Genomic DNA, 13,794 nt, shown 5'->3' with positions numbered 1-13,794 from the left:
ATGATTTCATACCCATCAATTGATAAATTACTAGAAAACGTTGATTCAAGATATTCTTTGGCAATACTCGCTGCTAAGCGTGCCCATGAAATCGAGAGTGGTTCGGTCCTAGTGTTAGATCAATATAAGTCAAACAAGACCGTTGGTAAGGCACTCGAGGAAATTGCGGCCGGTTCAGTTACCATTGACCCCGATAAGAAAGAATCAATTTAATGAATGACAATTAATCCTTCATCACGTTTAGTGAATGGAGGTTTTTTAAAAGGTGGGCAGAAATGATTGCACAAGTAGTAGTGGACGTCGCTGCAAAACAGACAGATCGCTTATTTGAATATCTGGTGCCGCACATCTTAGAAAACGATGTGCAGGTGGGCTCACGGGTCGTCGTTCCTTTTGGTAAGAGTCGGAAAGTGCAAGGGTTTGTAATCTCATTGGTTGACGAAACGGACTACGAAGGTCAGCTAAAGGAGTTACTAATGATTGTTGATGAGCTACCCCCATTGACACCGGAGTTAGTCGATTTATCCGCATGGCTCAGTCAATATATTTTCTCATACCGGATAACTATCTTGAAAACGATGCTGCCAAGTGTGCTACGGGCCAATTATCGCAAAATTTTAGTGCCACTAGTCAAAGATGATCTAGAGGTTAGGCAGCTATTTGGGGAGAAACAAGAAATTGACTTGGCCGAAATTGACGACCAAGATAGCACAATTATCGCGAGCATTAATCGTTTATTGCGCGTGGACAAGATCAAGATTGAGTACCTGGTTGAATCAAGGGCGAAAGTCAAAGAAATTAGCGAGATAACTGCGGTAAAATCGAGTGGCGAATTACGCGTGGAGCTGGAGAAGCTACGTGCTAATGCACATCAGCAACAAAAGCTACTAAATTTTCTAATTACAGAGCCTAAATTACCGCTTAGTCAAACGGAGCTAGAGCAGCAGCTGGCTATTTCCGGTGCCACAATTAAGGTAGCCGCTGACAAAGGCTGGTTAACACGATCGAAGGCTGAAGTATATCGCCGTCCCATTACCACACAGACTAATAAGAATAGAAATGACCTAGTACTTTTACCAGAACAGGTCCAAGCACTAGAACAAATCACTACCAGTGTGAATGCTGATACAGCAACCACCTTTCTACTAGAGGGCGTAACGGGTAGTGGTAAGACAGAAGTTTACCTGCATGCAATCGCCAATACGCTAGATGAAGGCAAGACTGCGCTGATGCTTGTTCCGGAGATCTCGCTCACGCCACAGATGGTCCGGCAGGTGCAGGCAAGGTTCGGCGATGCGGTGGCTGTGTTGCACAGTGGTTTAAGCGAGGGTGAGAAGTACGATGAATGGCGGCGTATTCGGCGAAATGAAGCTAAGGTAGTTGTGGGTGCACGCAGCGCTATTTTTGCGCCACTGCAGAACCTGGGCCTTATCATTATCGATGAGGAACACGAGAGCAGCTATAAACAAGATGACACGCCACGTTATCACGCACGCGATGTGGCCTTTTGGCGTAGCGATTACAATAAGGCGACACTTGTTCTTGGGAGTGCCACGCCTTCCCTAGAGAGCCGTGCACGTGCTTCTAAAAACGTCTATCAGTTATTGACGTTGACTAAACGAACCAACCAGCAGTCTTTACCGACAGTGAAAATTTTGGATTTAAAAGAGGCCAAATTTGCGGGTGAACAGTTTGACTTGACGCAAGAATTAGTTGACGCAATCAAAACCCGTGTTCAAAGAAAAGAGCAGACAATCTTACTACTGAACCGGCGGGGTTTCTCTAGCTTCATGCTCTGCCGTTCATGTGGATTCGTCCTGAAATGTCCAAACTGTGACATTAGCCTGACATATCACAAATCCACCAACCAGATGAAGTGCCATTACTGTGGCCATACGGAGGCTGTGCCGACAAGTTGTCCCAATTGTCACTCAGATGAAATTCGTTTCTATGGTACGGGAACGCAGAAGATTGAAGAAGAACTAGGTAAGCTAATTCCACAAGCAAGAATATTGCGGATGGATGTGGATACGACCAGAAAAAAGGGAAGTTACGAACGGATTCTGAATGCGTTTGGGCGAAATGAAGCGGATATTTTGCTTGGAACTCAGATGATTGCAAAAGGATTAGATTTTAGTAACGTAACTCTGGTCGGCGTAATCAACGCCGATACAGCTCTGTCTTTCCCGGATTTTCGTTCTGCCGAGAAAACTTTTCAATTGTTGACACAAGTGAGTGGTCGGGCGGGCCGAGCTGCGTTAAAGGGTTCTGTGCTCGTACAGACGTATAATCCAGAGCATTATGCCATTGTTCTTGCTCAAAGTCAGGATTATGAACGTTTCTACCACCAGGAGATGCAGGTGCGTCATCAAGGAAACTACCCGCCGTACTTCTTCACATCCCTCATTAGCGTGTCTAGTAAGAATGAGCAGAATGCCGCGAAAGAGGCTTTTATCATCAAACGAAAACTGATGCGCGAGCTGAATGGACGCGTTCTCATTTTGGGCCCCACTCCAAGCGCGGTCTCAAAAATAAAACAGCATTATTTCTATCAAATATTGGTAAAATATAAAAGAGAGCCAGAATTAAATGCATTTCTGCACGAGATCCAGGATGCAGCTCAAACACAGAAAAAATACGGACTCAACATTTATATCGATCGCGAGCCCGATAAATTTATGTAGAGGATATTCATGACAAAAATAATATTCATGGGCACGCCCCAATTTTCAGTGACAGTCTTAGACGGCCTTTTAGAAGCGGGCTACGACGTGATTGCCGTCGTTACACAGCCGGATAAAAAGGTGGGTCGGAAACAAAAGATTGTGGCCACGCCGGTTAAGGAATTTGCACTAAAACATAATTTGCCAGTCTACCAGCCAGTAAAATTGAGTGGTAGTCCAGAGCTTACCGAACTAATTGAGCAGCAGACAGACCTAATTATTACCGCTGCTTATGGGCAATTTTTACCGACAAGTTTCTTGAATTCCGCCAGAATTGCCGCAGTTAATGTTCATGGTTCGCTATTGCCTAAATATCGGGGTGGTGCACCAATACAGTATGCGGTCATGAACGGTGATCAGGAGACAGGAATCACAATCATGGAGATGGTGAAGCAGATGGATGCGGGTGACATGTATGCCCAACAAGCACTTAGAATCACGGACCAGGACACAACGGGCACAATGTTCACTAAGCTAGCCATCCTCGGTCGTGACCTGCTGCTGGAGACGTTACCGGGTATTATCGCCGGTACGGTGAAGAAAACACCACAGGATGAAGCACTAGTGACTTTCTCACCGAACATCAGGAAAGAGGAGGAACAACTTAGAACCAAGATGACAGCTAAGCAGGCCCATAACGTGATTCGCGGTTTAAATCCTGATCCGGGTGCTTTTATGTTTTTCAATGGTGCACGGTTAAAAGTCTGGCAGAGTGAGGTTGTTGACGTTGTTACTCCTTATGAAGCGGGCTTTTTGGTCAACAATAAACGTGAGCTGACAATTAGCCTAGCCAACGGAACGGTTTTACGCTTGCTTGAGGTCCAACCCGTGGGCGGTAAGAGAATGAAGGCCAGCGATTTCTTAAATGGTCGTGCCAAAAATCTGGTGGTTGGCACACGGGTCATGACTGATGAATAATTTGAATGTTGCTACAGCCCGGGAAGTTGCACTAAATGTGCTTACAAAGGTTCTACAGCAAAAGAGTTATTCGAATATTCAGCTAAACTTCTCTTTAAATAATTCGACGCTAGACGAACGGGACAAGGCACTAGTCACACAGCTAGTCTACGGAACAATCCAGTATAAACTTTTTCTTGAGTATCAAATTAAGCATCTTCTGCGGGCCAAACCAAAGGAGAGTTTTGTCGTGCCTTTACTGCTCATGTCGGTCTATCAGTTACAGTTTCTCGATAAGATACCCGACCATGCAGTCTTGAACTCTGCAAACGAGCTGGCTAAAAAACGCTCGAGTCACGGCGCGTATAAACTGGTTAACGGGATTCTACGTAATGTGCAACGTCAAGGTCCACTTTTACCGGCGGTGGGCCAAACCGCGGAGTACCTATCCATCAAGGAAAGTATGCCCGAGTGGCTAGTCAAATACCTGAGCGATAAGTTTGGTAACAGTAAAACCGCGCGCATCCTCCAAAGCCTGAATACCGTGTCACATAATAGTGTCCGTGTAAACACCAAGAAAACGACTGTCCAGGCGGCTAAAGAGGAGCTGCACGATCAGGGATTTGATGTGACCGTTTCGCCTCTTCGGGGCGAGAATATTTTGCTGAGTCACGGCGGAGTTGCCGCTACAAATCTTTTTCGCGATGGTCAGATTACGATCCAGGATGAGGCCTCTAGTGTGGTTGTTGATGCACTTCATGTGGAGCCCGGTGATATTGTGCTCGATGCCTGTGCGGCACCGGGTGGTAAGACGATGCAGATTGCAGAATTACTTGATCAAAATGTTGGTAAGGTGACTGCTCTCGACTTGCATGAGAAAAAACTTGCGCTGATCGAGAATAATGCAAAACGGCTAGAATTGACCGATCTGATTACAGTGCAGGCGATGGATGCCAGAAATGTTGCTAGTGAATTTGGTCCCCAGAAGTTTGATAAGATTCTGGTAGACGCGCCGTGCTCCGGATTGGGATTGCTCCGGCGTAAACCAGAGATTCGGTATGAAAAAACATTTACAGATATTATCAACCTGAGTAAAATCCAACTAGCAATTTTGGAATCAGTTGCACAATCTTTGAAGATTGGTGGACGAATTGTGTACAGTACATGTACAATAACTCCAGAGGAGAACGAGGAAGTAGTTGCGCGGTTCATCGCTGCACATCCTGAGTTCTTCGTTGAACAAATTAAATTACCTAGTTTTGACTCCGTAAAAACTGAGGTCGGCACCGATTTAACCGTCAGGATCTTTCCAGACGATTATCAAACCGACGGCTTCAGTATCACCAGTTTAAGATTAAGAGGTTAAGTATTTTGATAAAGACGGCATATGCGTCAAATATTGGGCGTGTTCGCAAATCGAATCAAGATTTTGTCCAAATATTTAAAAACAAGAAAAATATTCTGATGGCAATTGTGGCCGATGGTATGGGCGGTCACCAAGGCGGGGATGTGGCATCCAGTATGGCGGTTAATCACCTTGGTCATGCATTTGTTGGTAGTGACCTTGATAACGTCGCGACTGCTAGAACCTGGCTCAAGGTAAACTTGAATTTGGAAAACGAGACGATTCTTGCCACGAGTGACCGGTTTAGTGATTTGAATGGAATGGGTACGACCATTGTACTTGCCGTATTATTCGCCGAGGATGTGTTACTTGCGCATCTTGGTGATTCTCGTGCTTATCTCTTACGTAAAAATGAGTTTCTGCAGGTAACTCAAGATCATTCATTGGTGAACGAGCTACTGAAATCAGGGCAAATTACTGTTGAGCAGGCCAAGAATCATCCGCAAAAAAACGTTATTACTGAAACATTGGGCGTTTCTAAGGTAATTAATCCGGAATTTACTGAGTTACAGATATTGGAGGGTGATTTGCTCCTGCTTTGCACGGATGGACTCACCAACTCACTTACCAATCAACAAATTAAGGATATTTTGGTCAAGCAGACCTCACTCCAGGAGAGAAGCGATGAATTAATCGCCGCCGCCAACAGGTTTGGTGGACAAGATAATATTACCGTTTGTCTGATTAGCTATGGGAAGGAGGGTATTTCAAAATGATTGATAAAGGCTATTTGTTAGCAGACCGTTACAAGATTGTTGATACCCTAGGCGAAGGCGGAATGGCCAACGTCTACTTAGCTGAAGATATTATTTTGCAAAGAAAAGTTGCGGTTAAAGTATTACGCATGGATTTGCAAAATGACCAGAAGACAGTCCAAAGATTTCAGCGTGAGGCCCTCGCTACGAGTGAGCTAAGTCACCCCAATATTGTTTCCATTCTTGATGTGGGTTCTGAAAAAGGAATGCAGTATCTGGTCATGGAATATGTTGACGGGCCAAACCTAAAGGAATACATCCATGACCATAATCCGCTCACGCTAACCCGGGTGATCGAGATTATGGATCAGATGCTGGGCGCTATTGCGCTTGCGCACCAACATAACGTGATTCACCGCGACCTAAAGCCGCAGAATATCTTGATGGATCCAAGCGGACGCGTGAAAGTGGCGGACTTTGGTATTGCAATCGCATTGAGTCAACAATCGATTACTCAGACTAACTCGCTCCTGGGTTCTGTGCACTACATGAGTCCTGAGCAGGCCAGGGGCTCTATGGCCACCAAGCAATCTGATATCTACTCTCTCGGGATCATTCTCTATGAATTAATTACCGGTGACGTACCATTTGGCGGAGAGACTGCCGTCTCCATCGCCCTGAAGCACTTCCAGGAGAATATTCCATCAATTAAGAAACAACACCCGGAGGTCCCTCAAGCGCTAGAAAATGTCGTTTTACAAGCTACGGCAAAGGATCCGCGTGACAGATTTGAAACTGTCTCAGAAATGAAGAACGATTTAGATACGGCGATGGATCCTAGTCGAGCAGCTGAACCGGTTTTCTTAGCGGACCATAATCCTGAGTTGGATAAAACTATTGTTTTACCAGACTTGAATGGTGTGGTAACCGAAACCAATAATGACGCCGACAAGCCAAAGAATTCCGCCCTTGCTAAATTTAAAGCTAGTTTCAAGAAACATCAGTTTTGGTGGATATTCTCAGCCATTGCGGCATTGATGGTCGTGTTCGCTCTCGTTTTTGCATTGAGCAGAAATGGTACTGTCGAGGTGCCAGATGTAACTAATATGTCTCGTGCATCCGCCATTGGGGCAATCCAGGATGCTGGCCTTGTCGTGGGGGATATCGATGAGCAACCCAGCAATTCGGTCAAGAAGGGGAATGTCATCAGAACGTTGCCCGAAAAGAATATGAGTGTCAAGTCTGGCGCCGAGATTGGACTAGTAGTATCCAGTGGCGTTGGCTTGACTACAGTGCCGGACGTGTTGGGCACCACATATAGCCGAGCTAAAACGAGACTGGAGAAACTTGGCTTCACAGTAACTAAACGAACTGAAGATAGTGATGCGCCAAAGAACAAGATTATCGATCAGAGTGTCACTGCAGGTAAAAAGGTGGATGCGGCAAAGACAACAATCGTGCTCACTGTCAGTCGTGGCCCAGAAGTTGAGGAGTCAAAGGACGAATCCGTTACTTTACGTGATCTCAGTGGCTACACGCTGAAGAGCGCCCAGGATTACGCAAACGAGAATAAGCTACAGCTTTCATCTTTAGAGGAATTTTCAAGTACTGTGGATAAAGGCCAGATTATCTCACAAACTCCGGGTGCTGGCACTAAGGTTCAACCTGGAACTACCATTAACGTTGTGGTTTCTAAGGGGACAAACAAGTCTGTCACGAAGAGCTACGCCTTAACATACAACAGCGATAACGACAATAATGGTCGGGGGAATCACGTAATTATTTATATCGGTGATGATACCCATACAACGACCTCCGTGTATAAGGATATGTATATCACGAGCGATTCGAGCGTAAGTATTCCATTTACTTTGAATAATGGTAATGGTCATGTCAAAATTGTGCAGGACGGGCAAACCGTAGTAGATGAAAGTGTTACGGAGTAGATGAAGCAGAGAACAACTGGTACGATTATCACTTCCGTAGCCGGATTTTATGATGTGGCTACAGAGCACGGTACCGTGCGCACAAGGGCTCGTGGCGTATTTCGCAAAAACAAGGAGAAACCCGTCGTTGGCGATCACGTTCAGGTGGAGTTAGATGGCAATCAAACGAATTATTTAGTCAAAATTCTGCCGCGGCGGAATTTTCTTAAGCGTCCGCTGTTGGCCAACGTTTCGCGGGTTATTCTGGTGATTTCGGCTGTTGAACCGGATTTTTCGTTGAATTTGTTAGACCGGTTCATTATCTTTTTCGAAAGTGAAGGCATAAACGTTGAGCTGTACCTTTCGAAACAGGACATCGTCAAACCAGCACGTTTAGAGGAGATTAAACAGGCGCTCCAATATTACGCACGAATCGGTTATCCCTTACTGTCGTATGAAGGCACAACAAAAGCCGAGATTCTTAATCTGATGGAGGACGAAGATATCTTGGTTTTGGCTGGTCAGTCTGGTGCAGGCAAATCGACCTTATTGAATAAGCTCAAGCAGGATGCTCGGCAGGCGACAGCGCCCATTTCTAGTAGTCTTAATCGGGGTAAACATACGACCAGACAGATTGAATTATTTACATACGGTCCAGGTTATATTGCTGACACACCGGGTTTTTCATCCATCGAGTTGCATCAAATTAAGCTACTCGACTTGGTTGATTACTTTAGGGACTTTGTCGCCCATGCGGCTGAGTGTAAATTTCGGGGCTGCCAACATCTGAACGAGCCTGGTTGTGCCGTTAAGAATCTAGTCGCATCCGGCGAAATTCTGCAGTCACGCTACGATAACTATCTGACCATGCGTAAAGAGATTGAAGATAATAAACTACCGGAATACCGGAAGTAGGTGTTGTAAAATAATGTCCAATAGTTTAAATTACCGCACATATGTTTTTCTTGGCGGACCCGAAGAATTGTGGCCCCAGCAGATTTTTACCGAGTTTAATCGCGTGCGTGCACGGCAAAAGGCTGTTAAGGTGATTGGTGTGGATCACGGAAACATTTCATTACTAAAGCACGGTCTGATTCCAGATATTGCTGTGGGTGATTATGATTCCCTTAATGCCGCCGAAAGAGCCATGTTATTAGAAAACGTGCAGGATGTTCGCTTCGCTGTCCCGGAGAAGGATTTCACTGATTCTGAGATGGGGTTAGCTACTGCACTATTCGACTTAAATAGTAAGGATGTAGTTGTAATTGGGGCCACCGGCGGCCGTTTAGACCATTTCTTGGTGAATCTCTTATGTGTCCTGAATGAGCGTTTACGACCGGTTGCAGACCGGATAACCATGGTTGACCAGCAAAACTTGATCCGTTTCTTTAATCCTGGCAAATGGTCAATTGACCGGCTTAAAGAATATAAATACTTGGCGTTCGTGAATCTGACGCCTGTCGCGCATTTTCAGATTGCGGATGCCAAGTATCAGTTAGCTGATTTCTCGAGTAATTATCCTGTCTCCTTTGCGAGCAATGAATTTGTCAAAGATGAGGTAAACTTTTCCTTTACAAAAGGTGTGGTTGCTGTCATCTATAGTCGTGATTAGTCACAAATCTGAATAAAACACAAAAAAAGTCAGGACCAATTGGTCCTGACTTTAACTTTGTCATTTGTATAATTATACGCGAGTAACTTTACCTGATTTGAGTGCTCTTGCAGAAACCCAAACACGTTTAGGTGTACCGTCAACAAGAATACGAACTTTTTGAAGGTTTGGCTTCCAACTACGACGTGATGAGTTCAAAGCCTTTGAACGTGTGTTACCAAATGAAGTCTTACGACCAGTAATAAAATCCTTTGCCATTATTCTAACCCCCTTTTACTTGTTTCAATCACTTAAATAATTTATCATAATCAGAGTCCTTTAGCAATAGTTAAGCTAAATATTTAGAATTTAATATTACCGATACCTATGATAAAATGGTATGAGTAGTAACATGACTTCTTGATGGAGGATAAAAATGGCTGTTAAAATAAAAACAAAATACGGAATGATTGATATTTCGAACAATGTCATTGCCACTGTAGTTGGTAATGCAGCAACTTCGAACTATGGCGTTGTTGGTATGGCAAGTAAGAACCAATTTCGCGATGGTGTGTACGAGATTTTGAATCTTAACAATTTCGGCCGCGGAGTAGTTGTGAAGCAAGATGACGGCCAATCAGTCGTTGACGTCTACATTGTGGTGGGCTATGGGTTGAAAATTTCCGAAGTCAGCAAAAACGTGCAAGACAGCGTAAAGTACCACCTGGAACAGGATTTGAGTACTAAAGCAAAATCTGTTAATGTCATTGTACAAGGCGTTAAGGTTTTAGATGACTAATTAATTAGGCTGGGGGAGCTAACTTTGGTTTTAAAAGAAATAAAAGCCGACAAATTTAGAGACATGATTCGCGTTGCTTCGCATCGCTTAGGTAAGAATGCACAATTCGTTAATTCACTAAACGTTTTTCCTGTGCCCGATGGGGACACGGGAACGAACATGAACTTAACCGTTCAGAGTGGTGCCAAAGCTGTCAATGAACAAGCAGAGACAGACATTGGCATTTTAACCAAAGCATTAGCTAAGGGAATGTTAATGGGAGCACGTGGTAACTCGGGCGTAATTACGTCGCAATTATTCCGTGGCTTTCAAAAGAGTACAGACGGCAAGGCAGTGCTGACTGCCAACGATTTAGCAGAGGCCTTTGCCACAGGAGTCGAGACAGCGTATAAGGCTGTGATGAAGCCGGTTGAGGGAACAATCTTAACTGTTGCTCGTGGCGGTGCTCAGGCTGGGTTAAACGCGGTTAAGGAGACAGATGATGCCATTCAGGTCATGCAGGCGGTCGCAGACGGAGCGAAAAAGGCGTTGAAGACTACCCCAGATTTTTTGCCGGTCTTAAAAGAGGTTGGTGTTGTCGACTCTGGTGGCCAGGGTTTAGTATTCATTTATGAGGGATTCTTTGAGGGACTAAGTGGCGAGGATTTACCGGACACCTATGAACCGAACGAATCCGAGATGGATGAGATGGTTAATGCGGCTCACCACCAATCCGTTCAAAGTCAACTTGCAACAGAGGACATCAAATTCGGTTACTGTACCGAGATTATGGTGGATTTAACGAAGGATGTGCCTAATAAAAAGAAGTTTGTTTATGACGACTTCAGAAACTACCTGGATAAGTTAGGTGATTCGCTCCTTGTGGTCTCGGACGACGAAGTTGTTAAAGTTCACGTCCACACAGAGAATCCGGGCAAGGTTTTTGCCTACGGGACCGAATTTGGTCAACTGGACAAAATCAAGATTGATAACATGCGGATTCAACATGAAACGATCGTCGAACAAGATTCTGATGAGGAAGATGTTGACTTTGCAGTGATTGCTGTTGCCTCTGGTGATGGCATTAAAGACTTATTCAAGAGTCTCGGGGTAAATCGAATTATCAGTGGTGGTCAGACCATGAATCCAAGTACCCAAGATATCCTAGATGCTGTGAAGAATAGTGGTGCCAAGAAGGCTCTGATTTTGCCAAATAACGGTAATATTTTGATGGCTGCGAAACAGGCTGCAGCAGTTGCCGATATTCCTGTGGGAATCGTGCCAACGAAGACTATCTCACAAGGAATGACCGTGATGCTGTCCTTTAACCCGGATGGCGACGTAGACGATAACGTAGCGGAAATGACTGAGGCAATAGAGACCGTCAAGAGTGGTGAAATCACTAAGGCAATTAGGAAGACCGAAATTGATGGCGTCAAAATTCAAAAGAACGACTACATGGGAATTGTTGATGGCGATATCAAGGTTGCTCAAACTGACCTGATTGAAACTACGGTGGCAACGATTAAATCAATGCTTGATGATGACAGCGAGATTGTGACTCTGTTGTATGGAGCTGACACGACTGAAGCACTGGCAAATCAGGTGGTGGAAGACCTAAATGGTACGGTTGATGACGACATTGAATTTGAGATTCATGCTGGTGGGCAGCCAGTTTATAACTTCCTCATTTCGGTTGAATAGTCAATGTGGCTTTGTTTGAAGAAGTAGAACGGTTGAGACGAAATAATGACAACAAACATATTCGATACTCTTGGTAACTTGCCTGGTGTTGGAAAAAAGACGTTGAATAACTTGCAGACGCTTGGCCTCTTCACCCAATTTGATTTGCTCTATTATTTTCCCTACCGCTACGATGATCTACAGGAGTTACCACTAGATGCGGTAGTGGATGGCCAGAAGGTTGTGTTAAAGGGGCTTGTCGTAACCGATCCTGTAGTTGGACGGTTTGGTTACCGTAAGACTAGGCTCACGTTCAAACTTAAAATTGACCATGATGTAATCATGGTCAGTTTTTTTAATCAACCATGGTTAAAGAAACAGCTCGAATTGGGTCAAGAGATTGCTGTCTATGGCAAATATAATGAGCCAAAGCAGATGCTGACAGGGATGAAAGTTATGGCAACGAAGGACCAGCAAAACGAGTTGGCACCAATTTATTCTGTGAACCAGCATGTGAAGCAGAAGAAAATTACAGAGTTAGTTAATCTTGTACTGCAAAATTTTCCGGTACTCGAGAACGTTGTGCCAGAATTTTTGCGGGTAAAGTATCACCTACTGAACGAAACTCAGATTGTAGTTGGTATGCACCGACCCAAGACGATGCAGATTAGCCAATTGGCACTACGAAGTGCAATTTTTCGTGAATTTTTCTTATTTCAAATGCAACTTCAGTCTACTGTTCAGGAGGCAAGTGATGAAACGGGGGTAGCGAAAAACTACGATGAGTCGGCACTCACTGAGCTGGCTAATCTCCTGTCCTTTGAATTATCGCAGGATCAAAAGGTAGTTGTACGGGAGATTCTGGCCGATCTAAAGAACCCGCGAGTGATGAATCGGTTACTACAGGGTGACGTAGGTTCGGGCAAGACTGTGGTCGCTGTTTTCGCCATTTTCGCTGTGATTACCGCTGGTTACCAGGCCGCGCTGATGGTGCCAACTGAAATATTGGCGCAGCAGCATTACCAGAAGATTAGTGCATTACTCGGCCGGGTCGGCGTTTTTGTAGCGCTGATCACCGGATCAACCAGTAGTGCTGAGAAAAAGCAGATCTATGCTGGTTTGAAGTCCGGGGCGATTAACTGTGTCATTGGTACTCACGCACTCATTCAAGATCAGGTGGAATTTGCTAAACTTGGGTTAATCATTATCGATGAACAACACCGATTCGGCGTGGGGCAACGTGCAACGTTGCGTGGTAAGGGCGATCACCCCGATGTATTAGCGATGACTGCAACGCCAATTCCACGGACTTTGGCACTAACGGTGTATGGTAATATGGATATTTCGATCATCAAGACACTGCCTCAGGGCCGCCTGCCAATCAAATCGGAATGGAAGACGTCGGGTCAACTGGCAGATGTCTTTCTCCAGATGCGTGAGCAGCTAGAGCAAGGCTTTCAAATCTACGTCGTCACGCCCTTAATCCAGGAATCTGAACAACTAGATGTAGAGAATGCAACCGATATTTTCGAAAAAATGAGCACGCAATTCGGGCAGCACAATCATGTGGCCTTACTGCACGGTCAGATGAAAGCTGATGAGAAGGAACACATCATGGCCCAATTCGTTGCCCACCAGATTGACATCTTGGTCACTACATCCGTAATTGAAGTCGGGGTCGACGTGCAAAATGCTAATATGATGGTGATTTTTGATGCCGACCGGTTTGGTTTGTCCCAGCTACACCAATTGCGTGGTCGAATAGGACGGGGTGAGACACAGTCTTACTGCGTCTTTATTGCTGACCCAAAGACCAAATCTGGTAAGAAGCGGATGGATGTAGTTGCGAACACGACCGACGGATTTGTGTTAGCCGAGGAAGATCTGAAGTTGCGACGCGAGGGAGACCTGTTTGGGACGAAGCAGTCTGGCTTACCCGAGTTTAAGGTGGGTGATGTGGTCACCAATTTCAATACGTTGGTGGAGGCCAAGAAGTCAGCCAAACTAGTTTTAGAACAGGACCCAACTTTGAGTAATCCGGAGTACCAGTTTTTGAAGCAAGTGTTAGAATATAAGAATCAGGATTTCGAAGGGTAG

Annotated in this window: 12 protein-coding genes; 11 read left to right on the top strand and 1 reads right to left on the bottom strand. The window is 44.9% G+C overall.

The annotated features are described in order from the left end of the window. The 8 genes from rpoZ to LA20533_RS00665 all read left to right on the top strand — a co-directional run bounded on the left by rpoZ (position 1) and on the right by LA20533_RS00665 (position 9,257). Complete coding sequence (gene rpoZ / locus LA20533_RS00700) at positions 1-213, top strand: DNA-directed RNA polymerase subunit omega (protein WP_054744869.1); 213 nt, start codon at positions 1-3, stop codon at positions 211-213. Positions 214-275: 62 nt separating this feature from the next. Further along, positions 276-2,684, top strand: a complete 2,409-nt coding sequence (priA, locus tag LA20533_RS00695; protein ID WP_056946317.1) for a primosomal protein N' — start codon at positions 276-278, stop codon at positions 2,682-2,684. 9 nt (positions 2,685-2,693) lie between these two features. Further along, complete coding sequence (gene fmt / locus LA20533_RS00690; RefSeq protein ID WP_056946315.1) at positions 2,694-3,641, top strand: methionyl-tRNA formyltransferase; 948 nt, start codon at positions 2,694-2,696, stop codon at positions 3,639-3,641. Next, entirely contained in the window at positions 3,634-4,986 is a 1,353-nt protein-coding gene (gene rsmB, locus LA20533_RS00685; RefSeq protein ID WP_056946313.1) for a 16S rRNA (cytosine(967)-C(5))-methyltransferase RsmB, read from the top strand. The genes fmt and rsmB overlap by 8 nt, the downstream gene beginning before the upstream one ends. A 5-nt stretch (positions 4,987-4,991) precedes the next feature. Continuing rightward, positions 4,992-5,741, top strand: coding sequence for a Stp1/IreP family PP2C-type Ser/Thr phosphatase (locus tag LA20533_RS00680; RefSeq protein ID WP_056946312.1), 750 nt, complete (start codon positions 4,992-4,994; stop codon positions 5,739-5,741). Further along, a complete protein-coding gene (gene pknB, locus LA20533_RS00675; protein WP_056946310.1) occupies positions 5,738-7,666 on the top strand; it encodes a Stk1 family PASTA domain-containing Ser/Thr kinase in 1,929 nt (642 codons plus the stop codon). The genes LA20533_RS00680 and pknB overlap by 4 nt, the downstream gene beginning before the upstream one ends. Beyond that, a complete protein-coding gene (gene rsgA / locus LA20533_RS00670; protein ID WP_054744871.1) occupies positions 7,667-8,560 on the top strand; it encodes a ribosome small subunit-dependent GTPase A in 894 nt (297 codons plus the stop codon). It begins immediately after the preceding gene. 13 nt (positions 8,561-8,573) lie between these two features. Continuing rightward, positions 8,574-9,257: a thiamine diphosphokinase gene (locus LA20533_RS00665; RefSeq protein ID WP_054744873.1), complete on the top strand. Its 684-nt coding sequence runs from the start codon at positions 8,574-8,576 to the stop codon at positions 9,255-9,257. A gap of 72 nt (positions 9,258-9,329) precedes the next feature. Here LA20533_RS00665 and rpmB read toward each other — a convergent pair whose 3' ends face one another. Next, positions 9,330-9,515 carry a 50S ribosomal protein L28 gene (gene rpmB / locus LA20533_RS00660; RefSeq protein ID WP_054744874.1) on the bottom strand — a complete coding sequence of 62 codons (186 nt, stop codon included), beginning with the start codon at positions 9,513-9,515 and terminating at the stop codon, positions 9,330-9,332. Between the two features lie 157 nt (positions 9,516-9,672). Between rpmB and LA20533_RS00655 the strand changes: the two genes are divergently transcribed. The 3 genes from LA20533_RS00655 to recG are packed head-to-tail and all read left to right on the top strand — an operon-like array spanning position 9,673 to position 13,794. Beyond that, a complete protein-coding gene (locus tag LA20533_RS00655) occupies positions 9,673-10,035 on the top strand; it encodes an Asp23/Gls24 family envelope stress response protein (RefSeq protein WP_054744876.1) in 363 nt (120 codons plus the stop codon). A 24-nt stretch (positions 10,036-10,059) separates the two neighbouring features. Next, on the top strand, positions 10,060-11,718 hold the full coding sequence (locus LA20533_RS00650; protein WP_056946308.1) for a DAK2 domain-containing protein: 1,659 nt from the start codon (positions 10,060-10,062) through the stop codon (positions 11,716-11,718). A gap of 42 nt (positions 11,719-11,760) precedes the next feature. Then, positions 11,761-13,794, top strand: a complete 2,034-nt coding sequence (recG, locus tag LA20533_RS00645) for an ATP-dependent DNA helicase RecG (RefSeq protein WP_056946303.1) — start codon at positions 11,761-11,763, stop codon at positions 13,792-13,794.

The sequence above is a fragment of the Amylolactobacillus amylophilus DSM 20533 = JCM 1125 genome (assembly GCF_001936335.1).
Classification (GTDB): domain Bacteria; phylum Bacillota; class Bacilli; order Lactobacillales; family Lactobacillaceae; genus Amylolactobacillus; species Amylolactobacillus amylophilus.
The sequence above is the reverse complement of the archived record's forward strand: the minus strand, read 5'-3'. Positions and strand labels throughout refer to the sequence as shown.